Below are 25510 nucleotides of genomic sequence, written 5' to 3' on the forward strand. Positions count from 1 at the left end.
ACTCTCCGGCCGGTCCGGCTTCCCCGGTCACGCGACCACCTCCAGCTCTCCGACGAGGTCGGCGGCCCGGTGGCAGAGCGCGTCCTGCTCGCCCACCCTCACCGGCGCGGGCCGTTCGACGGCGCAGCGCTCCTCGGCGAACGGGCAGCGCGGCTCGAACGCGCACCCCGGTGACGGCCCCGTCAGCACCGGCGGCCGGCCGGGCACGGGCCGCAGCCGCACGCCGGGCGCCGCCGCCGCGGGCGCCGACCCGGCCAGGGCCGCGGTGTAGGGGTGGGCGGGGGCGCCGAGCACCGCCGCCGCGGGGCCCGACTCCACGACCCGGCCGCCGTACATCACGGCCACCCGGTCGCACCGGCGGGCCACGGCCGGCAGGTCGTGGCTGAGCCAGACGATGCTCGTCCCGGCCTCGGCCGCGAGCGCGAACACCACGTCCAGCACCTTCTCCCGCACCTGCGCGTCCAGCGAGGCCGTCGGCTCGTCGGCGACCAGCAGCTCGGGCGAGGCGGCCATGGCCAGCGCGATCGCGACCCGCTGCGCCATGCCGCCGGAGAGCTGGTGCGGGTACGCGGAGGCGACCCGGGCCGCGTCGAGCCCGACCCGGGCCAGATGGGCGGCCACGTCGCCCCGGCGGCCCAGCACGAGGCGCAACTGCCGCCCCACGCGCATGGTCGGGTCGAGCGAGGCGATCGGGTCCTGGAAGACGAAGCCCAGCCGGCCGCGGCGCAGCCGCCGCAGCTCGGCCGGGCGCAGGTCCAGCATCCTCTCCCCGCCCACACGCACCTCGCCCGCCTCGACCCGGGCCTGGCGGGGCAGCAGGCGGCCGATCGCCGCGCCGAGCGTGGACTTGCCCGAGCCGCTCTCGCCGACCACGCCGACCGTCCGCCCGGCCGCCACCCGCAGGTCGGCGCCGTCGAGGGCGCGGGCCCGGCCGTAGTCCACGACCAGGCCGTCCACTTCCAGCAGCTCGTTCACACCAGTGACCTCGTCTCCCTCGGTTCGAAGCGGTCGCGCAGGCCGTCGCCGAACACGTTGATGGACAGGATGGCCAGCACCAGCACGGCACCCGGCCCGATGATCAGCCAGGGGGCGGCCATCATGTACGTCCCGCCCTGCCGGATGAGCACGCCGAGCGACGCCTGCGGCGGCTGCACGCCGAAGCCGAGGAAGCTCAGGCCGCCCTCGACGGAGATGCCGACCGACAGCGCGTACGTGCCCTGCACGGCGATGGTCCCGGCCACGTTCGGCAGGACGTGCCGGCCGAGCACGCGCGGCAGCCGGGCGCCGCTGATGACGGCGGCCGTCACGTAGTCGCGCCCGGCCACGGCCACGGCGGCGGCCCGGACGAGCCTGGTCATGAGCGGGATGGTGACGAGCACGATGCTGGCCAGCGCGGCGAGCTGCCCCGGCCCGGCGACGGCGGCCACGAGGACGGCCAGCACGATCGCCGGGAACGAGTAGAGCACCTCCACCACCCGCATGATCAGCTCGTTGAGGTAGCCGCCCCGGTATCCGGCGAGGACGCCGAAGCCGGCGCTCAGCGCGGCGGTCACGAGCACGGCCGCCGACGACAGCAGCAGCGTGGTGCCCACTCCCTCCATGACGCGCGGCAGCACGGAGCGGCCCAGGTTGTCGGTGCCCAGCCACCAGCCGGGTCCGGGCGGCCGGAGCCGCGGCCCGACGATGGCGTCGGGGTCGCCGGCGGCGTCCACGAGCGAGCCGAGGGCCAGCAGCACGAGCAGCAGCAGGCAGGCCAGGCCGGCCAGCGACAGCGGGTCGAGCCGGAGCTTCTTCACGCGCGCCTCCCGAGCCGCGGGTCCACCAGGCCGACCAGCAGGTCGACCAGGACGTTCATGACGATGAACACGGCCGCCGCCAGCAGCACGCCGGCCTGCACGACCGCGTAGTCCCTGCGGCCGACCGCCTGCACGACGTAGGAGCCGACGCCGGGCAGGTTGAACAGGTACTCGACGATCAGCGCGCCGCCCAGCAGGTACGCGGTGATCGTCGCCGTGAGCGTGAGCACCGGTCCGGCGGCGTTGCGCAGGATGTGGTGCCTGACGATGAACCACGGCGTCTCGCCCCGGGCGACGGCGGCCGTGATGTGCTGCTCCACCAGCACGCCGAGCACCGCGTCGCGGGTCGTCCGGGCCGTGGCCGAGATGGCGAAGATCGACAGGACCGCGGCGGGCAGCAGGTAGCCGGTGGTCTGCAGGCCGTACCGGGAGACCACGAAGACGACGAGGCTGCCCAGCGCGAACTCCGGGACGCTCACGCCGAGGCCGCTCAGCAGCCGGCCCGCCCCGCCGCCACCGCCCGGCCGGGCGCGCACGGCGGTGACGACGCCCAGGGGCACCCCGGCCAGGACCGCGGCGGCCACGGCGAGCAGCGTGAGCCGCGCGGTCACCGGCAGCCGCGCCGCCAGCTCCGCCGCGACCGGCTGGCGGCTGATCATCGAGGTGCCGAAGTCGCCGGTGCCGACCGCGGCCAGCCAGTGCCCGTACTGGGCGAGCACCGACTGGTCGAGCCCGTAGCGGGCGGCCAGCTCGGCCTTCTGCTCCGGCGTGGCGAACGGGCCGAGGATGGTCTCGGCGAACCCGCCGGGCATCAGGCGCAGGGCCGCGAAGATGAGCACCGAGATGCCGAGGAGCGTGACGGCCGAGCTGAGCGCCCGGCCGGCCCACCACAGCAGCAGCCGCATCGCGCTCAGCCCCGCTTGACGCGGGCGTCGGCGACCAGCCGCAGCAGGTTGCCGTAGCCCTCGGTGGCGTACAGGCTGGGGCTGACCGCGTCGGCCCGGTAGGCGATCGTGGCCGGGCGGGTCACCAGGGGCACCATCTGGGAGTCGGTGTCCACCTTCGCGCACACCTCGGCCAGCGCCTTGTCCCGTTCGGGGCCCGCCGGGGTCTCGCCGGCTCTGGCGATGAGCGCGTTGAGGTCCTTGTCGGCCCGCATGAAGCCCTGGTTGAAGCCCGCGACGTCCGGGTTCCACCAGGTGGTGACCATGCCGGGGTCGGCGTAGCCGGCGAACCACGACAGGGCGGAGTCGAACGGGGCCGGCGCCTTGCCGTACACCTTGCCCGCCCAGCTCGCCTCGTCCATCTGCTCGATCCTGACGGTGACGCCGGCCTGCTGGAGGTTCTGCTGGATCACCTGGGCGACGGCCGGGGCGGGCTCGGTGGCGTAGATGGTGAGCGTGAAGGACAGGCCGGCGGCGCCGGCCTGGGCGAGCAGCTCCTTGGCCTTGGCCGCGCCGCCGCCGGTGGCCGACGGGAGCGCGGCCGGGTCGCAGGCGCCGGGCAGTCCCGCGGGGGTGACGCCGGTGGGCCTGCCCTGGCCGCCGAGCGCCACCTCGGCGATCTGCTTGCGGTCGAGCGCCATGTTCACCGCCTGCCGGACCCGGGGGTCGGCGAACTTGGGGTTCCTGGAGTTGAGCATCAGGTAGTAGAAGTCGGTGGTCGCCTGGGTGGCGACCTTGACGTCCGCCGCGCCGGCCAGCATCGCGGCGGAGTCGACGTTGCCGAGCGAGGCGAGGGCGGCGCTGCCGTTCTGCACGGCCGCCACGCGCGCGGCCTCCTCCGGGGCGATGGTGACGGACAGGCTGTCGGCGGCCGGTTTGCCCTTGTCCCAGTAGTGCTCGTTGCGGACGAACGACCACGAGACGTCCTGGCGGTGGTCCTGCACCTTGAACGGGCCGGTGCCGAGCATCTCCTTGGCCGGGTCGAGCGAGCCCGCCGCGATCTCCTTCATCGGCAGGACCGCGGCCGGCACGTTGGCCAGCGCGGCGAGGAACGGCGTGTACGGCCTGGCCAGCGTGACCTTGACGGTGCCGGCGTCCACCTTGGCGACCTTCTCGACCGGCCCGAGCTGGCCGCGCCACACCGACTTGGCGGCGAGCAGCCGCTTCAGGCTGCCGACCACGTCGTCGGCGGTCATCTCCCGGCCGTTGGAGAAGGCCACGCCCTTGCGCAGGTGGAAGACGTAGGTCTTGGGATCGGGGGTCTCCCAGCTCTCGGCGAGCGCGGGTTTCGGGGCGAAGTCGGGGCCGACGGTGACGAGCGTCTCGTACACCAGCGACATGAGCTGCCAGGAGGTGGCCACGTCGGCGAGCTGGGGGTCGAGCCCGGTCGCGGCCCCGCTGTCGATGTGCACGGCGAAGGTGAGCGCGCCGCCCGCGGGCAGCTTGCCGTCGGCGAGCGCGAGGTATCCGGGCGGGCCCGTCGCGTCCGCGCCTCCGGGCGTGCCGGGCGCGGCGGCGGTCCCGCCGCCGCAGGCCGAGGTGACGGTGGCGGTGAGCACGGCGGCGACCCCGCAGGCCAGTCTGTTTCGCATGACGCCTCATCTCTGGTGGCAGGAGCCCTCGGCGGGGGCGCCGGGCGGGGCGCCGTTCGCGGGGGTGTGGCAGGAGCTCCCTGACGTGGCGCTCGGCGTGGCGCTGGTGTGGCAGGAGCTCGGGGAGGTGGCGCTCGGCGGGACGTCGAGCGTGGGGTTGCGGTCGAAGAACCCGACCGGCTTGAGGGTGAAGCCGCACGTGTCGGCCGGCATGATCGGCCAGTCCTCGGTGCGGGGGAAGTGGGTCAGCCCGAACGTGTGCCACAGCACGATGTCCTGGCCGTCGATGTCGCGGTCGGCCGCGGTGTACGCGGGGAGGCCGGCTCCGCCGGGGTGCTGGTTGACCAGGTCGCCCGCCGGGTAGCGCTCGGCCGGGTGGTAGCGCGTCACCCACAGGTGGCTGGTGGCGAACTCGGCGCGGGAGCGGATCGACGAGTCCTCGTGGGCGAGCAGGGTGGGCAGGCCCTCGGGGTGCAGGGCGTAGCCGACGGGCTCGCCCAGCCGGTTGGCGACGCCGGGGTTGACCACGTGCCAGGTGCGGCCGGTGGCCAGGTCCGCCTCGCGCCGCCCCTGCGACTCGGTGCGCAGCCGGGTGGCGCGCCGGCCGAAGGCGTTGCCGTACGGGTTGGCCTCGTCCATGGGCAGGCGGACGACCTCGACCTCGTCCACGGCGTTGGCCAGGCCGTCGACCATCATGTCGAGCCGGGCCGAGAACAGGTGCTGGTGGTAGGGCGCGGCCAGCCCCGGCGCCACCTGCGAGGAGTACGGCCGGGCCCGCTCGTCGTAGGCGCCGGTGAACACGATGCCGGTGGCCTTGACCTCCAGCTCGATGGTGCCGTCGAGGTAGAGGTACCAGTAGAAGCCGTAGTCGTAGTTGCCGACCGTGACGAAGAAGGAGATCACCAGCCGGCGCTGCCGCCTGGTCTCGCGGGAGCCGTTGGCCGGGTCGGTGTGCTTCCACAGCACGCCGAAGTCCTCCTCGTGCATGCAGATCGCGTTGGTCAGCGCCTTGGGCGAGCCGTCGCCGCCGGTCACGGTGACGTCGAAGTAGGTGATCTCGCCCAGGCAGTCGCAGCCCAGCTCCAGGGAGTTGGCCAGCTTGCCGAGCTGGTACTCGCCGGTGTCGAAGTAGTTCTGCCAGAACCGGATCCGGCTCGGGTCGCCGTAGGGCACCAGCATCTCGGCCACCGACGCCCGGTAGACGACGGGCCGGCCGTCGAAGGCGATCTGGTGCAGCACCAGGCCCTCGCGCATGTCGTAGCCGAGCCGGACGCTCCACTTCTCCCAGGTGACGAGGTTGCCGTCGATCGCGAAGCTGGGCCCTTCGGGCTGCGTGATGTGGATCGGTCGCTGGGTCGTGCGCGGCTCGCCGAAGGCGCCGGGCAGGTGGTAGTCGCCGTGCTCGGCGGGGATCGGCTGGGCGCCCGTGTCGACGATCTCGATCACGGTGCCCTTGAGCAGGTCCACGTACGCGACGAGGCCGTCGATCGGGTGCGCCCACGGCAGGCTGTCGGGGGTGGGCCGCAGGTGGGCGAGGACCCGCGCGACCCGCCGGCCCTCCTCGCCGGGCAGCCCGTAGTGGCCGGCCGACAGGGCGGCGAGCCAGATCTCGGCTCCGGCGTCCAGGCCGCGCCGGGCCAGGGCGGCGGCCCAGCCCTCGTCGGCCTTGAGCACCCGGCGGACGAGCTCGTGCTCCTCGTCCAGCATGGGGACCTGGCCGGCGGTCGCCGGGTCGATCGGCCGGCTCGACTCGACCCGGCCGTCGGTGAGCGAGACCACGACGTCGTGAGCCTGCTCGGTGGCCAGGTCGATGACCAGGGCGCGGGCCCGCCGGGCGGCCGGGCCCGTGCCGAGCACCTCCTCCTTGGGCGGCTCCTCGACCCCGAGGTAGGAGATCCGGCCGGAGCCGGCGGCCAGCACGCCGCCCTCGGTCATGATCCGCGTGGCGTCCTCGATCTCCCGCGCGCCGAGCGGGTCGAGCGGGTGCGGCCGCTCGCCGACGCCGAGAACTCGCCGTCCTGATGACATCCGGCTGTCGCCCCTTCGCTGCCGTGCCGACAGTGTCGTACTGTGATGCCGGAACGTTCCGGCATGCCGGTCAACATACTTCCGCCACCAGAGGAGGACAAGACCCCAACGTGGTAAGAAACCAGTCCGAAACCCGTCCCGCCGGGCCGCGACCGGCCCGGCCGAAGGACGTTCGGCAGGGCGCTAGCATCGGGGGCGTGGGCCCAGACGAGCCGGCCACCCTCCTCACCGTCGCCAGGACGGCCGGGGTGTCCAAGACGACCGCATCCGACGCGCTCAGGGGCTCGGGCCGGGTCTCCGCCGAGACCAAGGCCCGCGTGCTGGCGGCCGCCGCCGCCCTCGGCTACGTGCCCAACGGCTCGGCCCGGCACCTGCGCCGCGCCAGCACCGGCACGATCGGCCTGCACGTGCCGGAGGTGCTCACCCGGTCGGTCTACTACATGGCGTTCGTGTTCGGCGTGGTGCAGGGCGCGGCCGACAACGACTACGACGTCACGCTGATCACCTCGGGCCGCCGCACGCCGCGCGTCGACGGCCTGGTGCTCGGCGACCCGATGGCCGACGACCCGCTCGTGGCCAGGCTCATGGGCGCCGGGCTGCCCACCGTCACCTGCGAGCGCTTCCCCGGCGCGGGCCAGGCCGACGGCGTGGTGCTGTCCCAGCACGCCGAGACGGTCGGCGCGCTCATGGACCACCTGAGCGCCTCGGGCGCGAGCCGCCCCGCGCTCATCGTGGCCGGCGACGCGAGCGACTGGGCCGCCGCTGTCCACGGCGGGTTCCGCGACTGGTGCGCGCGGCACGACCTGGAGCCGCTGGTGCGCACGGTGCCCTTCGACGCGCCGGCCGACGAGGTCCGCCGCGCGGCCCGGGAGCTGCTGGCGCTGCGGCCGGAGATCGACGCGCTCGTCTGCGGCCCCGCCGGGGCGGCCGCCGGGATCGGGCCGCTGCTGCGCGAGGAGGGCCGGGTGCCCGGCCGCGACCTGCTCCTGGCCTCGTGCGTCGACAGCCAGGCGATGCAGCTCGCCGACCCGCCCATCACCTCCATCGACCTGCGGCCCCGCGAGGCGGGGGTGCGGTGCGCGGAGCTGCTGTTCGACCTGCTCGCCGGGCGCGCGCGGCCGGGCGCCGAGCGCGTCCACCCCATAGAGCTCATCGTCCGCGACTCCACGCGCCGGGCCTGACCGCGCAAGCGCTTTCCCAGGTCGGCGGCTCGCACGGCGGCTGTGAACGCGCTCTCTCACACCCTTCGATCGTTATCTCACAGCAATTGACAGCCATGGGTGGCCTTGGCGACCCTTTCGAGAGAGCGCTCTCTCAGCCGACTACTCCCCCCGCCCCGACCCCGGAGGGTCCCCATGCCTCCTCGCCTCCACCGCGTGGCCGTGCCCCTGCTCACCGCCTGCCTCCTCACCCTCGCCACGGCCTGCGGCGGCGGAGGCGGTGACACCGCCGGGACCGCCGCCAAGCCGGGAGAGAAGATCAAGCTCACCGTCGGCCTGTTCGGCGACTTCGGCTTCAAGCCGCTGTACGAGGAGTACCGGAAGACCCACCCGAACATCGAGATCACCGAGAACGTCACCCAGTTCAACGACCACCACAACAACCTGGTCAAGCGCCTGGCCACCAACGCCGGCGCCGACGACATCGAGGCCGTCGAGGTGGGCTACATCAGCACCTTCACCGCCCAGCCCGCCAAGTTCTACGACCTCAAGCAGTACGGGCTGGACAAGCGGCAGGGCGAGTACCTCGACTGGAAGTGGCAGCAGGGCCTGAGCAAGCAGGGCGGCCAGCTCCTCGGCCTCGGCACCGACGTGGGCGGCCTGGCCATGTGCTACCGCAAGGACCTGTTCGCCAAGGCCGGCCTGCCCACCGACCGGACCGAGGTGGCCGCGCTCTGGCCGACCTGGGAGAAGTACATCGAGACCGGCCGGAAGTTCGCGGCCGCCGGCGTCGCGGGCGCCAAGTTCGTCGACAGCCCCGGCGAGATCTTCCGCGCCATGGTCAACCAGGCCCCGACCGGCCTGTACGACGACCAGGACCAGATCATCGTGGGCTCCAACCCGGCCGTGAAGCAGGCGTGGGACCTGTCCAACCAGCTCACCTCCGAGAAGCTGACCGCCAAGCTCGCCGCCTTCACCCCGCCGTGGAACACCGGCTTCGCCAAGGGCTCGTTCGCCACGATCATCTGCCCGGCCTGGATGACCGGCTTCATCCAGGAGCAGGCCAAGGACGCGGCCGGCAAGTGGGACATCGCGACCGTGCCCGGCGGCTCCGGCAACAGCGGCGGCTCCCACCTGATGATCCCCCGGCAGAGCAAGCACCCCAAGGAGGCGGCCGAGCTGATCGACTTCCTCACCTCCAAGGAGAACCAGGCCAAGGTCTTCAAGGAGGAGGGCACATTCCCGTCGATCCCGGCCCTGTACGACGACCCGTCGATCCAGAGCTTCACCAAGCCGTTCTTCGGCGACGCGCCCATCGGCAAGATCTACTCAGCGGCCGCCAAGGCGCTCAAGCCGCAGCACCTCGGCCCCAAGGAGGCCGAGGTCCGCGTGGCCATCGGCAACGGCCTGGGCCGGGTCGAGCAGGGCAAGCAGACCCCCGACCAGGCCTGGGCGCAGGTCCTCGAGGACGTCAAGAAGATCAAATGAGCTCACTGCCTCTCGCCGTGGCCCGGCGGCGGCACCGGCGGGGCGTGCGGCACACCCTCGACGTGAGGGTGTCGCCGTACGCCTACGTCGCGCCGTTCCTGCTGCTCTTCTGCGCCTTCGGGCTGTTCCCGCTGGCCTACACCGCCTGGGTGAGCCTGCACGACTGGACGCTGCTGTCGGACGAGCACGCGTTCGTCGGCGCCGCCAACTACGCCACGCTGCTGGCCGACGGCTACTTCTGGAACGCCGTGTTCAACACGCTGTCCATCGGCGTGCTGTCCACCGCGCCGCAGCTCGTCCTCGCGATCTGGCTGGCGCACCTGCTCAACCGGCCACTGCGGTTCCAGACGCTGTTCCGGGTGTCGCTGCTGCTGCCCAACGTCACCAGCGTGGTCGCGGTCGTGGTGATCTTCAGCCAGCTCTTCGGCCGGGACTTCGGGCTGATCAACTGGGTGCTGTCCTGGTTCGGGGCCGGCGCGGTGGACTGGGCGGCGGGCACGGCCACCTCCCACGTCGCCCTGTCCACGATGATCATGTGGCGCTGGACCGGCTACAACGCGCTGATCTTCCTGGCGGCCATGCAGGCCGTCCCCCGCGAGCTGTACGAGGCGGCCACCCTCGACGGCGCGAGCGGGTTCACCCAGCTCCGCAGGATCACGCTGCCGATGATCCGGCCCACGATCGTCTTCGTGGTCGTGGTCTCCACGATCGGCGCCATGCAGATCATCGCCGAGCCGCTGCTGTTCAGCGCGAGCACCGGCGCCGGCGGCGTCGGCGCCAGCGGCGGGCCCGACCGGCAGTACCAGACGCTCGCGCTGTTCGTCTACGAGCAGGGCTTCACCAAGTTCGACTTCGGCTACGCCGCGGCGGCCTCGTGGCTCATGTTCGTCGCCGTGGTGCTGGTCGCGGGGATCAACTACCTGATCACCCGCCGGATGAGGGGCGGGCTGGCATGAGGCTGCGCTACCTCACCCTCGTCGCGGTGGTCTTCTTCTCCGCCTTCCCGCTCTACTACAGCGTGGTCGTGGCCTCCCGGCACAACTCGGCGCTGGCCCAGGTGCCGCCGCCGCTGCTGCCGGGCGGCAACTTCTTCGCCAACGTCTCCCGCGTCTTCGACACCGTGCCGTTCGCCCTGGCCCTGCTCAACTCGGTGCTGGTCGCGGGATCGATCTCGGTCGCGGTGATGTTCCTGTCCACGCTGGCCGGGTTCGCGTTCGCCAAGCTGCGCTTCCGGGGGCGCAATGCCCTGCTGCTGGTGACGGTCGCGACCATGACCGTGCCGGCGCAGCTCGGCATCATCCCGCTCTACCTGCTCATGGTGAAGCTGGAGTGGACCGGCACCATGTACGCGCTGGTCGTGCCCGCCCTGGTCAACGCCTTCGGGGTGTTCTTCATGACCCAGTTCCTCTCGCGCGCCCTGCCGGGCGAGCTGCTGGAGGCGGGCCGGGTGGACGGGTGCACGACGTGGGGGCTGTTCTGGCACGTCGTGCTGCCGGTCGCGCGGCCCGCGGCGGCGGTGCTCGGCATGCTGACCTTCATGTCGGCCTGGAACGACTACTTCTGGCCGCTGGTCGTCCTCACCCCCGACAACCCGACCGTGCAGGTGGCCCTGTCCACGCTGGCCAGCGGCTACGTCAACGACTACGTGCTGGGCCTGGCCGGCACGGCGGTCGGCACCCTTCCCCTCGTCCTCGTCTTCGCCCTGTTCGGCAGGCAGATCATCGGCGGAATCATGCAAGGAGCAGTCAAAGGATGAAATTCCCGGAAAGCTTCGTCTGGGGTGCCGCCACGGCCTCGTACCAGATCGAGGGGGCGGCCAAGGAGGACGGGCGCGGCCAGTCGATCTGGGACGTCTTCTCCCACACCCCCGGGAGCGTGGCGAACGGCGACACCGGCGACGTCGCCTGCGACCACTACCACCGCCACACCGGCGACGTCGCGCTCATGCGCGAGCTCGGGCTGGCCGCCTACCGGTTCTCCGTGGCCTGGCCGCGCGTCCAGCCCGACGGCACGGGCCCCGCCAACCCGCGCGGCCTCGCCTTCTACGACCGGCTCGTGGACGAGCTGCTCGCCGCCGGCATCACCCCGTACGCCACGCTCTACCACTGGGACCTGCCCCAGGCGCTGGAGGACCGCGGCGGCTGGACCGCCCGCGACACCGCCCACCGGCTGGCCGACTACGCCGAGGCCGTGCACGCCCGGCTGGGCGACCGGGTGCGCCACTGGACGACGCTGAACGAGCCGTGGGTCGCGGCCTACCTCGGCTACGGCAACGGCGTCCACGCGCCCGGCCGCCGCGACCCGGCGGCGGCCATGCGCGCCGCGCACCACCTGCTGCTCGGCCACGGCCTCGCGGCGGCCCGGCTGCGCGAGCTGGGCGCGCGGCACCTCATGCTCGTCGTCAACTCCGCCCCCGTGCTCACCCCGGCCCAGGTCGGCGACCCGTCCGCGGCGCCGGGCGAGGCGGACGCGGCGGCCGTGGAGCGCGTCCACGCCCTGCTGACCCGGCAGTTCCTCGACCCGGTCGTCCACGGCCGCTACCCGGAGGCGGTGCTGGAGGCGGCCGGGCGCAACGGCGGCGCCGGCCACGTCCAGGACGGAGACCTGGAGCTGATCGCCGCGCCGATCGACCAGATCGGCGTGAACTACTACAACCCGTGCGTGGTCGAGGCGGCCCCCGGCGAGCCGGCCGACGCCGCCTGGCCGGGCTCGGAGGACATCGGCTTCCGCGCCGCCGCCGACGTCCCGTCCACGGCCATGGGCTGGCCGATCGTGCCCGACGGCCTGTCGCGGCTGCTGGTCCGGCTGACGCGCGACTACCCGGGCGTCCCGCTCATGATCACCGAGAACGGCGCGGCCTTCGAGGACGTGGTGGTGGACGGCCGGGTCCACGACGCCGACCGGGTCTCCTTCCTGGAGGGGCACCTGCGCGAGGCGCACCGCGCCATCGAGGCGGGCGCCGACCTGCGCGGCTACCTCGTGTGGTCGCTGCTGGACAACTTCGAGTGGGCCGAGGGCTACCGGCGCCGGTTCGGCATCGTCCACGTCGACTACGCCACCCAGGCCCGTACCCCGAAGGACAGCGCGCTGTGGTTCAGGGACGTGATCGCCAGGAACGGGCTGTAGATTCCTTGCGTGTTCACCCTCTCCCTGGCGCAGACATGAGGCGGCCGACCCTGGAGGCGGTCGCCGCCCGCGCCGGGGTCTCCCGTGCCACGGCCTCGCGGGTCGTCAACGGGCAGACGACCGTGGCGCCGCAGATCCGCGACGCCGTGCTGCGCGCGATCGACGAGCTCGGTTACGTGCCAAACCCGGCCGCGCGCAGCCTGGTCACCCAGCGCACCGACTCGGTCGCGCTCGTCGTGTCGGAGCCGCCGACCCGGGTGTTCTCCGAGGATCCCCTGTTCTCCACGGTGATCCGCTCGGCGAGCGTCGAGCTGGAGACCGTCAACAAGCAGGTGGTGCTCATGCTGGCCTCCTCGGCCAGCAGTCACGCGCGGGTGGAGCGCTACATCGCGGGCGGCCACGTGGACGGCGTCATGCTCATCTCCATGCACGGGGCCGACCCGCTCCCGGCCGCGCTGTCCCGGCTGCGCGTCCCGGTCGTCTCGTACGGCCGGCCCGCCGTCCCCGTGGACATCCCGTACGTGGACAACGACAACGTGGGCGGGGCCGAGCTGGCGGTGCGCCACCTGGTGGCGGCGGGACGGCGGCGGATCGCCACGATCGCCGGCCCCCAGGACATGATCGGCGGCCAGGACCGGCTGACCGGCTACCGCACCGTGCTGCGCGACTCCGACCGCCGCTCGATCGTCGCGGTCGGCGACTTCACCCGCGAGTCGGGCGCGGTGGCGATGCGCCAGCTCCTCGGCGACGACCCGGACCTCGACGCGGTGTTCGTGGCCAACGACCTGATGGCCGTCGGCGCGCTCCAGTCGCTGCGGCAGGCCGGCCGCCGGGTGCCCGACGACGTGGCGGTGGTGGGGTTCGACGACATCGAGGCCGCCCAGTACACCGAGCCGCCGCTGACGACGGTCCGCCATCCGGTGGTGGAGCAGGCGACGGCGATGGTGCGGCTGCTGCTCGGGCTGTTCGAGGGCGGCCCGGCCGATCCGGTGATCCTGCCGACCGAGCTGGTGGTGCGCGAGTCGGCCTGACCTCAGCGGGTCGGCTCGCGTGGCGGCGCGGCGCGCCGCCACGGCAGCCGGCCCTCCAGCTCCACCTGGAGCGAGAAGCTGAGGAACGTGCGCACCGCCACGATCACGGCCAGCACGCCCACGCTCTGGAAGGTGGGCGAGACGGCCACGGTCCTGATGATGTCGGCCGCCACCAGCAGCTCCAGCCCGAGCAGGATCGCCTGGCCGACCCCCTGACGGAACATCGTGTAGAGGCCGGCCACCTCGCGCGTGCGGACGTACCGCACGCCGAAGACCACCAGCGCGGCCAGGACGCCGACGGCGATGACCAGCACGCCGGCGAAGTCCATGACCTCGCCGATGATCTCGATGACGTCCTTCACGCCGCTCCTCCCTCGGCGTCTTCATGCCCACCCCGCTCCCCCCGCGATCTCAATCCGCCTGTGATCAACGGCTGGAATGCTGGAGCTCCGTTCCGACCGCGGCCGATGGGAGCGTCATGCCGGTGCTTGCGTCCAGGGCTCGGGGTCGCCTCGCCGCCTCGGCGGCGGCGCTGGCGCTGGCGGCCTTCGCGCCGCTCGGGGCGTCGTCCGCGGCGCGGGCGAGCACGGACGTGGTCGAGTACACCTGCACCGGCGGCTCGGTGCCGGCCGTGACCGTGCGCCTGCGGGTGACGCTCACGATGCCGACCTCGGCCGTGGTGGGAGAGCAGTTCTCCATCAGGTGGAGCGGCGCGTACGAGACGGGCTCGGAGCTGAAGGCGCCATCGGTGGGGCTGCCCGCGGGGCTGAACCTCTACCCGCACGCCGGGATCTCGGGGCTGACGGGGCTGACCTCCGCCACCGGCGTGGGCGCCCTCGGCGCCGTCACCCCCGGGCAGGCCATCACCCTGCCCACCGTGGAGATGAAGGCCACGGCGAGGAACCCGGGCACCGGCTCCGTCCGGCCCGGCGCGGTCGACATCGGGACGACCGAGAACGAGCCCCTGATCAGGTGCCAGGCGGCCAGTACCGGGCAGCTCTCGGCGTACACCCTGACGGTCGCCGCCGGGAGCACCGACCCCGACCCGGACACCTCGACCTCCAGTACGCCGACCTCCTCCGGCACGCCCACCTCCTCCGGCACCTCGGAGGAGGAGGACTCATCGGACTCCTCGGAAGAGTCCACCCCCGAGGAGAGGACCACCCGGAAGCGGTCGTCCGCCGTCCCCAAGGCGGGAGCGGAGACGGGCGGCGGCGGCGAGGCGGGCCCGGACGGGCGCGCGCTCGTGCTGGGCGGGTCGGCGCTGGTCATGGCGGCGGGCATCGGCGGCCTGCTGACCCGCCGCCCCCGGCGCGGCTAGCCGCCCGAGGGCCGGCCGTCCAGAGGTGGGCGCGGTCGTCCAGAGGTGGGCGCGGTCGTCCTGAGGTCGGGCTGGTCGTCTAGAGGTCGGCGCGGTCGGGGAGGCCCTGCCAGTCGCTGGCGCTGCTCACGGCCGCCGCGCCCAGCACCGTGCCGCGGTGCAGCCGCTCCTGCGGCGTCAGCCCGTCCAGCGCCGCGCTGATGTACCCGGCCACGAACGCGTCGCCCGAGCCCGCCGTGTCCACGATCGGCACCTGGAGCCCCGGCGCGTCGTAGCGCATCCGGTTGGCGCGCACGCTGGCGCCCTTCATGCCCCGGTGCACGACGACCTCCCGCTCCGGCGTGAGCGCGGGCTTGACCAGGTCCAGCTCGTCCTGGCCGAGGAACAGCAGGTGGGACTCGCAGGCCAGCTCGCCCAGCACCTCCTCCGCCTCGCGTACCGACGGCCACAGCTCGGGCACGTAGTTCACGGCGAACGAGATGACGACCTCGGCGGTGCGGGCGGCGCTCACGGCGGCGCGGACCGCTTCCAGCGCGCCTCGCCCGAGCCCCGCCGTCAGGCCGGTGACGTGCAGCATCTTCGAGGCGGCGATGCGGTCGATGGGCACGTTGCCCGGCGAGAGGGACGATCCGGCGGACCCGGCGCGGTAGTGCGTCACCTGCGGCTCCCGGCCCACCCGCGACTCCCTGAGCAGCATGCCGGTGCGGGCGCCCTCGCTGACCCGCACGTCGGCGACGTCCACGCCCTCGCCCCTCAGCACCGTGAGGACCCTCGCCCCCAGTTCGTCGCCCCCCACCTTGCCGAGGAAGCAGGCCCGGTGACCGAGCCGGGCCAGGCCCACGGCCAGCGTGAACTCGGGCCCGCAGACGTCGAGCCGGGCCTCGGACTCGTGGCGGACCCGGCCGCTGGAGACGACTCCCAGCGCCTCGCCAAGGGTGTAGACGTCCGTCATGGGCGAGACTGTAGCCGGTCTGGGTGTCTCCACAGGTTTTTCTGAGCGATTGCCCTGGTAGTGGGTGTGATCAAAGTTTTGTCGGAACTTTGCACAACCTTTTCCCCATACTGTGGCTCTAAGTAGTAGTAAAGCGAGCCGGCTTCCCGGGCCGGTTCCAGCGATACGGGGAGAGGAATCAGCACCCTCATGAGAAAGATCGCTGTAGGTATCGTCTCCGCCCTCGTGGGCGGGGCCATGCTCGTGTCGGGTGGAAGCGCCGCCATGGCCAAGACCAAGGCGTCCACCGTCGACATCAGGGACATCTCGCCGAACCCGGTCGTCGTCAAGGGCGACGGCGAGACGGAGGCGTTCTTCAAGGTCGACGCCAGCAGCGACGTGGACAACGTCAAGCTCAGCGTCACCCCTGTGGGCGTGCGCACGCTGCGCGCCCAGGAGGCCAAGCAGCTCGAGTCGTGGCGCTTCAGCGTCCCGTTCAACGCCGACGACCCCGAGGGCAAGTGGCGCGCCACCGCCCAGGCGTTCAAGAACGGCCAGGTCGTCGCGACCGACGAGGCCGTCTTCAGCGTCGAGGTCCAGGACGAGAAGGCCGAGACGCGGATCGCCAACTTCAGCGCCGACCCCTACAAGGTGCGCAAGGGCAGGACGATCTGGGTCTCCGGCCGTCTCCAGGTGGACGACGAGGGCTGGGAGGGCGTTCGCGGCGAGAAGGTGAACGTCTACTACCGCGCCAACGGCTCCAGCGGCTGGAAGTGGGTCTCCTCCGCCACCACCAAGTGGGGCGGCAAGTTCACCGCCCAGACCCGCGCCTGGAAGAGCGGCTCGTTCAAGGCCGTCTACGAGGGCAACGACGAGCTCCAGGGCACCGAGAGCCGCACGGACTACGTCCGCGTGGTCTCCTGGCGTCACTGAGCCGTCACTGAGCACGACCGGTCGTCATGACCGGTGAGCACGTCCGAGCGCGAGCCCGGTCCCCTGACGGGGGCCGGGCTCGCGCCGTTTCCGGCCTTTCCGGCCTCCCGTCCTGTCCGGCCGCCGGCCCCCGTGCCCCCCGACGGCCGTGAGAGGCGGCGTCCTGGGGGTAGCGTCGAAATATGGCTGACGACCTGCTGAAAGAGTTCGATCCGTTCGACATCTTCGACGCCGAGGCGGCCAGACTCGACCGGTTCTTCTCCGGTCTGGACGACGAGGGCTGGCAACGGCCGTCCCGGTGCGAGGGGTGGTCGGTGCGTGACGTCCTCGCGCATCTGGCGGGCGAGGAGCTGTATAACCACGCCTGCCTCGACGGCAACGTCCAGGACCTGCTGGCCCGTCTCGCCCGCGAGGGGGTCAACGGGTTCCACGACTTCAACGAGTGGTCCGTGCGGCAGCGCCGGCCCATGCCGGTGGCGGCCGTGCTGGAGGAGTGGCGCGAGCAGAACGGCGACACCCGCCGCCGCATGCGCGAGCTGGGCGCCGACCACCTGATCGACACCATGGCCGGGCCGTACCCGGTGGGGTCGCAGACGTTCCACTACGACTCGGAGTACGCGACCCACGCCGACGACGTCGGCGCCCCGGTCTCCGAGGCGGAGATCGAGGGGCGGACGCTGTGGCGGGTCGCGGTGGGGCGGTTCGTCCTGGCCGAGCAGGGGGCGGACGTCCAGGTCGAGCAGACGGCGGAGCAGATCTGGGTGTACGCCGACGGGGTGAGCGCGACGCTGTCGTACCCGGAGTTCGCCGAGGCCACGGTGGGGCGGCTCCCGGCCGGCCACGGGCTCGACCCGCGGCTCGCCGAGCGGCTGCGCTGCCTGGCCTGACCGACGACCGGGGCGGGCTCGCGCGGGCCGCCGCGAAGAAGGGCTCCGCGGGCCGTGGAGGTGTGCCTCCGCGGCCCGCCTGGCCCGGTGAGTGTGGGAGGAGACATGTGGCTGCGTGACCGCTCGGGGACCGAGCCGGCGTCCGCGCGCAGCCCGCTGCGCGCCCGGCGGGCGCTGTCGACGGTGGCGTTGGTGGCCGGGGTGACGGCGGCCGTGTTCTTCGCGTTCAGCGCGATGAGCACGGGCGCCGACGTGTGGGCCTGGGAGGCGGCGATCGGCGCCGTGGTCGCGATCATCGCGGCGATCGACCTCGCGGTGCTGCGGCGGCGCCGCGACCGGTCAGGCCGCTGAGCCCGCCTTCAGGCGACGAGCACGGCCAGGGTGAGGAGCGCCACCACCAGCAACACCGAGAGCACGATCAGCCACACGTGCCGTCTCACCCAGCCGCGCGCGCGTTCCCCGTACGGCCGCATGTAGCCTTCGCCGCCTGCTTCGATGCTGTTGATCGCCGCGACGCGCCTGGCCAGATCCGGGTCCTCCAAGGCCAGGGCGTGCTCGATTTCCGCGAGGATGCGGCGTTCCTTTCCAGAGAGACCCATCGCGATCACCATGCTCCCACGCCGGTGAAGGCTTTGTACCCACAAGTAATGGGGGCATGCGACCCCTCGGGCCGGAAGTAGGGCCGTAAATGTGTCCGGTCAGTTCGTGCCGTACCGCTGCCGGAAACGCTCGACGCGACCGGCGCTGTCCACGATCCGCCCGCGGCCGGTGTAGAAGGGGTGGCTCGCGGAGGAGACGTCCACGTCCACGACCGGGTACGTGCGGCCGTCCTCCCACTCGACGGTCTTCGCGCTGGTCACGGTGGACCGGGTGAGGAAGGCGAACCCCGCGCTCGGGTCACGGAAGACGACGGGGCGGTACGACGGGTGCAGGTTCTTCTTCATGCCCCCCCAACCTGGCGACAACGGTTTTCATTCCCGGGCTTCGGGGTCCAGTCCGAGCACCGACCGGCCGCCGTCCACGGGCAGCGTCACGCCGCTCACGAACGCGGCGTCGTCCGACAGCAGGTACGCCACGGCGGCGGCGATCTCGGCCGCGGACGCCACCCTGCCGAGCGGGTGCAGCCGCGCCATCTCCGCCTCGATCCCGGCCGCCTTCTCGGGCCCCAGCGCGGCCAGGAACTCCGCGTACCTCTCCGTCGCCACCGAGCCCGGCGCGACGGCGTTGACCCGGATGCCGCGCCTGCCGTACTCGACGGCGAGCGCCCTGGTCAGGCCCTCGATGGCGGCCTTCGCGGTGGAGTACGGCAGGCTGCCGGGGACGGCCCGGCGGGCCTGGTGCGAGGTGACGTTCACGATGGCTCCGGACGCGCCGGCGGCCAGGAAGCGGCGCACGGCGACGACGCAGCCGGTGACGGCGAGGTCGAGGTTGGCCGCGATCAGCGCCCGGATCTCGGCGGTGGAGGAGGTGTGGACGGAGGCGTCGCGGAAGACGGCGGCGTTGTTGACCCAGCCGGCGAGCGCCCCGGACTCCTGGGCGAGGTCGGCCGCCCGCTCGACGACGGCCTCGTCGGAGGCGTCGCCGACGACCGGGATCACCCCGTCGCCCGGCCAGGCGAGGGCGGCGGCGTCGCGTTCGACGACCACCACGCTCACCTTCTCACCGCGTCCCCGTCCGGCCGACTCATCGCCTCCCCTGCCGGCCAGCAGCCGCTCCACGACCGCCCTGCCGATCCCGCGCCCTCCGCCGGTCACCACGTACGACAAGCTCATGATCCCCACGCTATGCCCGGCTCCGGGATCAGCGCGCCCCCGTCACGCCGCGCAGGACGGCCGCCGAGCCACAGGGCGCCCGGGCCCTGCATGCTCGGCGGCCGCGGGGATGACCCCGCACAATCCCGGCAGAGCGGACGCTGGAGTCCCAGGAGCCTCGTGAATTCCTCATCGCCGTGGGCGAATCCGTGCCGGCGATCACTCCCGATCACATAAGGTAGCCGCATGGATACCCCCATCGAGGTCCTGAATCGGGTGTTCGGCTACGACTCGTTCCGGGAAGGCCAGCAGGAGATCATCGAGCACGTCGTGAAGGGCGGCGACGCGCTCGTCCTCATGCCGACCGGTGGCGGCAAGTCGCTGTGCTACCAGATCCCGGCGCTCGTGCGGCCCGGCGTCGGCGTGGTGATCTCGCCGCTGATCGCGCTCATGCAGGACCAGGTCGACGCGCTGAGAGCGCTCGGCGTGCGCGCGGGGTTCCTCAACTCGACGCAGGGCATCGACGAACGGCAGGCGGTCGAGGCGGCCTTCGTCGGCGGCGAGCTCGACCTGCTCTATCTCGCGCCCGAGCGGCTGCGGGTCGACTCCACGCTGCGCCTGCTCGCCAGGGGTGACATCTCGCTGTTCGCGATCGACGAGGCGCACTGCGTGTCGCAGTGGGGCCACGACTTTCGGCCCGACTACCTCGCGCTGTCCGGGCTGCACGAGCGCTGGCCGGAGGTGCCGCGCATCGCGCTGACCGCGACCGCCACCCCGGCCACGCACGCCGAGATCTCCTCCCGGCTGGGCCTCGACCAGGCCAGGCACTTCGTGGCCGGGTTCGACCGGCCCAACATCCACTACCGCATCACGGCCAAGAGCGAGCCGAAGCGGCAGCTCCTGGAGTTCCTGCGCACCGAGCATCCCGGCGACGCGGGCATCGTCTACTGCCTGTCGCGCTCCTCGGTGGAGAAGATCGCCGAGTTCCTGGCCGACAACGGCATCCCCGCCGTGCCCTACCACGCGGGGCTCGACGCGGCCACCCGCGCCGCCCACCAGTCCCGGTTCCTGCGCGAGGACGGGCTGATCGTGGTGGCGACGATCGCGTTCGGCATGGGCATCGACAAGCCCGACGTGCGCTTCGTCGCCCACCTCGACCTGCCCAAGTCGGTCGAGGGCTACTACCAGGAGACCGGCCGCGCCGGGCGCGACGGCCTGCCCGCCACCGCCTGGATGGCCTACGGCCTGCAGGACGTCGTGCAGCACCGGCGGCTGGCGCTGGAGGGCGACGAGGCGCACCGGCGGCGCCAGGTCCTCCACCTCGACGCGATGCTCGCCCTGTGCGAGACCGCCGGCTGCCGCCGCGTCATGCTGCTCGACTACTTCGGCCAGCAGCTCGACAAGCCCTGCGGCAACTGCGACACCTGCCAGGCGCCGCCCGAGTCCTGGGACGCCACGGTCCCGGCCCAGAAGGTGCTGTCCACGGTCCTGCGGCTGTTCCGGGAGCGGCGGCAGAAGTTCGGGGTGGGGCAGATCGTCGACATCCTGCTCGGCAAGAAGACGGCCAAGGTGCTGCAGCACGGGCACGACTCGCTGAAGGTGTTCGGCGTGGGGACCGAGCTGGGCAACACCGAGTGGCACGGGGTGGTGCGCCAGCTCCTCGCGCAGGGGCTGCTGGCGGTCGAACCGGCGCACGGCGCGCTCGTGCTCACCGACGCGAGCGCCGACGTGCTGCGCGGGCAGCGCGAGGTCCGCCTGCGCCGCGACGCCCCGCGACCCGCCCGCTCCCGGCCGTCCGGCGGTGGCGGCTCCGCACGGCCGGCGGTGGAGCTGCCGGCGGAGGCGGCGCCCGTCTTCGAGCGGCTGCGCGCCTGGCGCGCAGCCACGGCCAAGGAGCAGGGCGTCCCGGCGTACGTCATCTTCCACGACGCCACGCTGCGCGAGATCGCCACGCTGGCGCCCTCGTCGCTGGCGGAGCTGGGCAAGGTCAGCGGGGTCGGGGAGAACAAGCTGGCCAAGTACGGCGAACAGGTTTTGGAAGCCCTGGCCTCCTGACACGGCATTTCATCGGGCCACCCGGAGCGCACACCGGGAGGGCGGCGTCATGGCGCGGCCTTCCCGTTCCTTGTCGCAGCGGGCTCGTCGGGTGGAGGTGCGCGGTCATGTGACCTCGTGATCACGGATTAGCTCTGCCTGCCGAGGCCGAGGGCCTCAAGGAGTGCGGGGTCCCATCTGCCCGCGCTCTCGTCGTACAGGGCGAAGGTCGGTCCGAAGGACCAGTAGCCCCACGAGAAGCCGTGGTCCTCGGCGAGCCGCCGGTTGCAGGAGGCCCAGCGGGCGCGTGAGACCGGGTCGGCGTTGTTGGACGAGCCGAACTCGCCGACGAAGATCGGCCTGTCGTGTGCGCGGGCCCAGTCGGCCAGGCGGGCGAAGGCGTCGGACAGCACGGAGCGCTCCTCGTGATCGCCCTCCCAGGTCGTGCCCAGCCAGGAGACGGGGTCGCCGAACGGGGTGTCGGTGCCGAGCCAGGTCTCGCCCTGCATGGTGAACGTGGTCGGCCAGTACTGGTGGACCGTGACGATCAGATTGCGGTCCTCCTCAGGCAGGTGGAGGTCCGGCAGGCGCCGCAGGTTGTTGTAGGAGGCCGGGCCGATGACCACGGCCCGGGCGGGGTCGGCCTCGCGCAGGGCGGCGAGGATCCGGCGCAGGTAGTCGTTCCAGAGGTCGTCGAGCGGGCCGCGGGGTTCGGCCAGGGGTTCGAGCATCACGTGGGCGGGGCGGCCGGAGAAGCGCGCGGCGACCTGGTGGGTGGTGGCGAGCAGCCGCTCCAGGTGGCGGGGTGGGTCGGCGTGCAGCTCCGGGTCCTGGAGGTTGTTCAGCACGACGCTCAGCCCGCGTTCGGCGGCCTGGTCGAGGATGAGGTCGACGCGGTCCAGGACCGCCGGGTCCACGACGAATCGTCCCCCGGCCTCGGTCGTGTGCGCGGCCCAGCACGTCGCCAGCCGGATGGCGGTGAATCCGGCCTCCCGGCACAGGTCGAGATGGTGGGGGCCGACCGGGACCGTCCATCCTTGTTCCAGCTCGGCGCCGAGGTCGGCGCCGATGTTGATCGTGCGAGCCAGGAGGCGGTTGGTCTCGTGAATGGAGGGAGTGCTCATTTACCTGACGTCCTTCTGCTGGGACTCGGGCTTGTGGGAGGACTGCGGGCCGGGCCAGTGTGTGGCCGGGTCGCGGAGCCGGGTGGTGAAGGCGCGCAGCCAGTCGAGTTCGGCGCGGCGCAGGGCCAGGGGGAAGGCGTGGTCGGCGAGGAACACCGGCTCGACCCCGTTGCGGGCGGCGGCGTCCAGTGCCTGGCCGGTCTCCTCGACGTGCCGCGCCATCCGCTCGGCCCGGCGTTCGAGGAGAGTGATCACCTCGGTCCGGGGCAGGGCGAACATGAACATCAGCGCGACCGTGAAACCGGAGGTGTCGCCTTCAGGGCCGTCGAGCAGTTCGCGCAGCCAGTCTCGTAGCCGCGCGCATCCCGCCTCCGTGATGCCGTAGACGGTCCGCTCGGGGCGGGCGCCCTCGCGGACCGTCTCGCCTTCGGTGACCAGGCCGGCGTCGATCAGGCGCGGCAGCACGTCGTAGAACGACGCGTTCTTGATCTTCAGGGTGCGGTCGTGGCCGCGTTCGCGCATCTCCAGGCGCATGTCGTAGACGTGACGCGCGCGCTCGGCCAGCAGGCCGAGGACGGCCACGGTCATGGGGGTGCGCAAGGGGCGTGGCGGCATCGGCACACTCCTCTCTATGGTCGAGTTCGACTAGACGAGATCGACTATAGCGTGCTGCCCACTATTGAGGTTCAGTCGATGAGCCCGCGCGCCACCCTGGGGGGGCCGGTCTCGGCCGGGCGGGCCCTGACGCTGTTGCGGGGCAGCGACCAGCTGCCGCCCGAGGACGTTCGCGACGTGGCCGTGGACGTCGTCGGGGGCAGCGGCTGAGGCCGGCGTTCGAGGCGCTGGCCGAGGAATGCCGGCCGACTGAAGCTCGCAGTCGCCCGGGCGGCGCGCGGTCGCCCGGGCGGCTCATGGTCGCCCGGGCCCAGTCGAGGACGGCGGCCCGGCGGCCTCGCGCCGCCCGCGCGGGCGGCGCGCGCAAGGTGTCGGAATCGTCCCCGCCGCTGAAGGTGTCGTGTCGGGCCGGCCTTCGTTCAAGCCGAGGTGTTGGCGCGCTCGTCCGGGTCGTCGGTGTTCGCCTCCGGACGGAGAGACGGAGATACGAGAAGTCGCTCAAGGCACGCCGGGCTGAAACCGCGGCGCACGGAGAGCTGGATGGCGGGACGCGGTCCGGTGGTCGGCTGGGTTGGCGTCGGGAGTGAGTTCCCGGCGCTCCTGGTCACATCAGGCGTGCGGTCTCGCGCCGTCCTGGGCGTCGGACAGGGCCGTGGCGGCGCGGTCCAGGGTCTCGCGGACGTTCGCCTCGGTCGTCAGCTCCCGGGCCTCGGCGAGGGTGAGCCAGCGCAGCGGCGCGTCCTCCCGCTCGGGCCGTACGGCGTCGGGCGAGCCGGTGGCCAGCATGAAGCGCAGGTCGGCGTGCTCGTGGGCCGGTTCGCGCGGCGAGGCGGGCACCTGGACGATCACCAGGTGAACGGGGTTCTCGTCCGGCCAGGGCGCCAGGTCGGTCAGGCCGGTCTCCTCGGCGCCCTCGCGCAGCGCGATCGCCAGCGGGTCGGTCTCGCCGGGGTCGGCGTGACCGCCCACGAGGATCCAGGCGTGCTGACGGGCATGCCAGCGCAGCAGCACCCGTCGCGTCGGCGGGTGCACGATGAGCGCCGTCGCGGTCAGGTGCAACGGGAGCTCGCGCCCCCAGGGGCCGCCGGGGCCGTCCAGGATCTCCCGCGTCCGTTCGGCGTCCACGGCCTCGACGGCGTCTCGCGGCTCCGGCAGCACCACCATGAATCTCTCCTTCGTCCGTGCGCCTGAGAGGGTCCCACATCGCCGTACCGATGCGACACCGAATATCAGGGCTGACGCCCCGGCCCAGCTCGGCGGACAACTGCTGGTTGTGCTCCGTCGGCGTGTCGGCTGTTGGACCGCGCGTTCCAGGAACCGGTTCGATGACGCCACGCCGACGTCGCCCCCCGGCGGCCGCGTCCGCCGGGCACCTCATCACCCAAGGAGAGACATGACCGTCGCCATCCCCGCGCTGGACCCTCGCACGACCGCGCTGCTCGTCATGGACTACCAGCCGGCGATCCTGGCCTCGCTCACAGAGGCCGCCGAGCCCGAGGCGCTGGTGTCCCGGATGGCGGGCGCGATCGCCGACATGCGGGCGCACGGTGCGGTCATCGCCCACGTACGGGTCGGCTTCACCGAAGCCGACTGGGCGGCGATCCCGCCGGCCAACAAGACGTTCGCCTTCGTCGCCCGGCAGCACCTGATGCACCACGAGGAGCCCGGCACCGCCTTCCACGACCGGCTCATCCCCGAGCCCGGTGACATCACCGTCCGCAAGACCCGCTACGGCGCGCTGTCCACCACGGACCTCGACCGCCGGCTGCGCGAGCGCGGGATCACGACCCTGGTCATCGCCGGGGTCACCACCAGCGGCGTCGTCCTGTCCACCGTCACCGACGCCGCCGACCGCGACTACCGGCTCCACGTCCTGTCCGACTGCGTCGCCGACCCGGATCAGGGGACGCACCACGCCCTGATGACCGGCGTCTTCCCGAGGATGGCCCACGTCATCGACGTCGCCGGACTGCGGTCCTCGCTGCACGGGAGCCACCCAGGGCGGCGATCCGGGTGATCGGCGCTTCGGCGCGGGGCGGTGGCGACGGCCCCACGAAGAACGGTCGTCGCCACCGCACTGACCCCGAAACCGGGCGGTCAGCTTCACTGCCACATTAGCCGGACAATCGGCGTGGCGCTCTCGGTGCCGTTCCCGCCCGCTCCGTACAGTGATCATGAACTGTCGCTTCGTGGTAACAGGGGGAACCATGAGAAGCCTCATCGCCGCCGGCAGCCCGCTCGTCCTCGCCGCCGTGCTGGTCGGCGCGGCGGCGGGACCGGCCGCCGCCGCGCAACGGGACGACGGCATCGGGAACGAGTGCAGCTCGTCCTCGCGCACCTCGTCCACCTGGGTGTACGCGGTCGACGACGAGGTGGTGTCCGGGTCCTACACCTCCGAGGTGTGCAAGGACCCCGCGATCGGCTGGCGCCCGTACTGGTGGGAGAACATCGTCAACGAGACCGACGACCTGGGGTCGTACGAGCAGTGACCCGTGAGCGGTGAGCGTGCGCGACCGCACGCTCGTGGCGCCGGTCCGAGTCGTCCTCGGACCGGCGCGCCGCACACCCCGCGAGGCCACCGGCCCGCGCGTTTTTCCCGAAAGGCATTCGGCGCCCTCCGCCGGGAATTCCGGAAAGAAAATCACCGGCATCGGCAGCACGGCGGCAAATAGTTGTGGCGTAGCCTCTTGCCATGGATCCGGACTCCGGCCGCCAGGAATGGGGCGACCGAGGAAGAAAGCGCACCGTG

27 protein-coding genes are annotated in these 25510 nt (G+C 72.6%); 14 read left to right on the top strand and 13 right to left on the bottom strand.

The features are described from left to right. Positions 1 to 27: 27 nt before the first annotated feature. The 5 genes from HD595_RS07975 to HD595_RS07995 are packed head-to-tail and all read right to left on the bottom strand — an operon-like array spanning position 28 to position 6360. Entirely contained in the window at positions 28 to 975 is a 948-nt protein-coding gene (locus HD595_RS07975; RefSeq protein ID WP_253767084.1) for an ABC transporter ATP-binding protein, read from the bottom strand. Continuing rightward, complete coding sequence (locus tag HD595_RS07980) at positions 972 to 1796, bottom strand: ABC transporter permease (RefSeq protein WP_253767086.1); 825 nt, start codon at positions 1794 to 1796, stop codon at positions 972 to 974. The genes HD595_RS07975 and HD595_RS07980 overlap by 4 nt, the downstream gene beginning before the upstream one ends. After that, positions 1793 to 2701, bottom strand: coding sequence for an ABC transporter permease (locus HD595_RS07985; RefSeq protein WP_253767088.1), 909 nt, complete (start codon positions 2699 to 2701; stop codon positions 1793 to 1795). Before HD595_RS07985 ends, HD595_RS07980 begins: the two co-directional genes overlap by 4 nt. 5 nt (positions 2702 to 2706) lie before the next feature. Next, a complete protein-coding gene (locus HD595_RS07990; RefSeq protein WP_253767090.1) occupies positions 2707 to 4332 on the bottom strand; it encodes an ABC transporter substrate-binding protein in 1626 nt (541 codons plus the stop codon). Positions 4333 to 4338: 6 nt separating this feature from the next. Beyond that, entirely contained in the window at positions 4339 to 6360 is a 2022-nt protein-coding gene (locus HD595_RS07995; protein ID WP_253767092.1) for a primary-amine oxidase, read from the bottom strand. A 197-nt stretch (positions 6361 to 6557) separates the two neighbouring features. On the opposite strand from HD595_RS07995, the gene HD595_RS08000 reads away from it, so the two are divergent. From HD595_RS08000 to HD595_RS08025, 6 genes are all read left to right on the top strand, one after another. After that, entirely contained in the window at positions 6558 to 7541 is a 984-nt protein-coding gene (locus HD595_RS08000; RefSeq protein WP_253767094.1) for a LacI family DNA-binding transcriptional regulator, read from the top strand. Between the two features lie 174 nt (positions 7542 to 7715). Then, a complete protein-coding gene (locus HD595_RS08005; RefSeq protein WP_253767096.1) occupies positions 7716 to 9008 on the top strand; it encodes an ABC transporter substrate-binding protein in 1293 nt (430 codons plus the stop codon). Then, complete coding sequence (locus tag HD595_RS08010; RefSeq protein ID WP_253767098.1) at positions 9005 to 9964, top strand: carbohydrate ABC transporter permease; 960 nt, start codon at positions 9005 to 9007, stop codon at positions 9962 to 9964. Before HD595_RS08005 ends, HD595_RS08010 begins: the two co-directional genes overlap by 4 nt. Then, on the top strand, positions 9961 to 10764 hold the full coding sequence (locus HD595_RS08015; protein WP_253767100.1) for a carbohydrate ABC transporter permease: 804 nt from the start codon (positions 9961 to 9963) through the stop codon (positions 10762 to 10764). Before HD595_RS08010 ends, HD595_RS08015 begins: the two co-directional genes overlap by 4 nt. Next, the gene (locus HD595_RS08020; protein WP_253767102.1) at positions 10761 to 12134 is read left to right on the top strand and encodes a GH1 family beta-glucosidase; all 1374 of its coding nucleotides are present in this window, start codon (positions 10761 to 10763) and stop codon (positions 12132 to 12134) included. The genes HD595_RS08015 and HD595_RS08020 overlap by 4 nt, the downstream gene beginning before the upstream one ends. A gap of 35 nt (positions 12135 to 12169) precedes the next feature. After that, positions 12170 to 13165, top strand: coding sequence for a LacI family DNA-binding transcriptional regulator (locus tag HD595_RS08025; protein WP_253767104.1), 996 nt, complete (start codon positions 12170 to 12172; stop codon positions 13163 to 13165). Between the two features lie 2 nt (positions 13166 to 13167). Here the strand turns inward: HD595_RS08025 and HD595_RS08030 are convergent, their stop codons facing one another. After that, complete coding sequence (locus HD595_RS08030; RefSeq protein WP_308211108.1) at positions 13168 to 13527, bottom strand: DUF1622 domain-containing protein; 360 nt, start codon at positions 13525 to 13527, stop codon at positions 13168 to 13170. 116 nt (positions 13528 to 13643) lie between these two features. On the opposite strand from HD595_RS08030, the gene HD595_RS08035 reads away from it, so the two are divergent. Beyond that, the gene (locus tag HD595_RS08035) at positions 13644 to 14486 is read left to right on the top strand and encodes a hypothetical protein (protein WP_253767106.1); all 843 of its coding nucleotides are present in this window, start codon (positions 13644 to 13646) and stop codon (positions 14484 to 14486) included. Between the two features lie 79 nt (positions 14487 to 14565). Here the strand turns inward: HD595_RS08035 and HD595_RS08040 are convergent, their stop codons facing one another. Beyond that, on the bottom strand, positions 14566 to 15438 hold the full coding sequence (locus HD595_RS08040) for a sugar kinase (protein ID WP_253767108.1): 873 nt from the start codon (positions 15436 to 15438) through the stop codon (positions 14566 to 14568). 189 nt (positions 15439 to 15627) lie between these two features. Between HD595_RS08040 and HD595_RS08045 the strand changes: the two genes are divergently transcribed. The 3 genes from HD595_RS08045 (at position 15628) to HD595_RS08055 (ending at position 17588) form a co-directional block, all read left to right on the top strand. Further along, positions 15628 to 16350, top strand: a complete 723-nt coding sequence (locus tag HD595_RS08045) for a hypothetical protein (protein WP_253767110.1) — start codon at positions 15628 to 15630, stop codon at positions 16348 to 16350. Positions 16351 to 16532: 182 nt separating this feature from the next. Beyond that, complete coding sequence (locus HD595_RS08050) at positions 16533 to 17237, top strand: maleylpyruvate isomerase family mycothiol-dependent enzyme (RefSeq protein WP_253767112.1); 705 nt, start codon at positions 16533 to 16535, stop codon at positions 17235 to 17237. 105 nt (positions 17238 to 17342) lie between these two features. Further along, positions 17343 to 17588, top strand: coding sequence for a DUF6343 family protein (locus HD595_RS08055; RefSeq protein ID WP_253767114.1), 246 nt, complete (start codon positions 17343 to 17345; stop codon positions 17586 to 17588). An 8-nt stretch (positions 17589 to 17596) separates the two neighbouring features. Here HD595_RS08055 and HD595_RS08060 read toward each other — a convergent pair whose 3' ends face one another. The 3 genes from HD595_RS08060 to HD595_RS08070 form a co-directional block, all read right to left on the bottom strand. After that, on the bottom strand, positions 17597 to 17848 hold the full coding sequence (locus HD595_RS08060) for a DUF3040 domain-containing protein (RefSeq protein WP_253767116.1): 252 nt from the start codon (positions 17846 to 17848) through the stop codon (positions 17597 to 17599). Between the two features lie 87 nt (positions 17849 to 17935). Continuing rightward, a complete protein-coding gene (locus HD595_RS08065; RefSeq protein WP_175594158.1) occupies positions 17936 to 18181 on the bottom strand; it encodes a type B 50S ribosomal protein L31 in 246 nt (81 codons plus the stop codon). Between the two features lie 27 nt (positions 18182 to 18208). Next, on the bottom strand, positions 18209 to 19009 hold the full coding sequence (locus HD595_RS08070) for an SDR family NAD(P)-dependent oxidoreductase (RefSeq protein ID WP_253767118.1): 801 nt from the start codon (positions 19007 to 19009) through the stop codon (positions 18209 to 18211). 225 nt (positions 19010 to 19234) lie between these two features. Between HD595_RS08070 and recQ the strand changes: the two genes are divergently transcribed. Continuing rightward, on the top strand, positions 19235 to 21043 hold the full coding sequence (gene recQ / locus HD595_RS08075) for a DNA helicase RecQ (protein WP_253767120.1): 1809 nt from the start codon (positions 19235 to 19237) through the stop codon (positions 21041 to 21043). 128 nt (positions 21044 to 21171) lie between these two features. Here the strand turns inward: recQ and HD595_RS08080 are convergent, their stop codons facing one another. Both HD595_RS08080 and HD595_RS08085 read right to left on the bottom strand, forming a co-directional pair. Next, positions 21172 to 22146: a glycoside hydrolase family 5 protein gene (locus HD595_RS08080; protein ID WP_253767122.1), complete on the bottom strand. Its 975-nt coding sequence runs from the start codon at positions 22144 to 22146 to the stop codon at positions 21172 to 21174. Further along, entirely contained in the window at positions 22147 to 22761 is a 615-nt protein-coding gene (locus HD595_RS08085; protein WP_253767124.1) for a PadR family transcriptional regulator, read from the bottom strand. A 78-nt stretch (positions 22762 to 22839) separates the two neighbouring features. On the opposite strand from HD595_RS08085, the gene HD595_RS45680 reads away from it, so the two are divergent. Continuing rightward, positions 22840 to 22971, top strand: coding sequence for a hypothetical protein (locus HD595_RS45680; RefSeq protein WP_301309467.1), 132 nt, complete (start codon positions 22840 to 22842; stop codon positions 22969 to 22971). Between the two features lie 399 nt (positions 22972 to 23370). Here HD595_RS45680 and HD595_RS08090 read toward each other — a convergent pair whose 3' ends face one another. Next, positions 23371 to 23925 carry an NUDIX hydrolase gene (locus HD595_RS08090; protein WP_253767126.1) on the bottom strand — a complete coding sequence of 185 codons (555 nt, stop codon included), beginning with the start codon at positions 23923 to 23925 and terminating at the stop codon, positions 23371 to 23373. 229 nt (positions 23926 to 24154) lie between these two features. Between HD595_RS08090 and HD595_RS08095 the strand changes: the two genes are divergently transcribed. Both HD595_RS08095 and HD595_RS08100 read left to right on the top strand, forming a co-directional pair. Further along, a complete protein-coding gene (locus HD595_RS08095) occupies positions 24155 to 24778 on the top strand; it encodes a cysteine hydrolase family protein (RefSeq protein WP_253767128.1) in 624 nt (207 codons plus the stop codon). 190 nt (positions 24779 to 24968) lie between these two features. Continuing rightward, positions 24969 to 25250, top strand: a complete 282-nt coding sequence (locus tag HD595_RS08100) for a hypothetical protein (protein ID WP_253767130.1) — start codon at positions 24969 to 24971, stop codon at positions 25248 to 25250. Positions 25251 to 25510: the final 260 nt, after the last annotated feature.

It is taken from the genome of Nonomuraea roseoviolacea subsp. carminata (assembly GCF_024172185.1).
GTDB classification, from domain to species: Bacteria; Actinomycetota; Actinomycetes; order Streptosporangiales; family Streptosporangiaceae; genus Nonomuraea; species Nonomuraea roseoviolacea.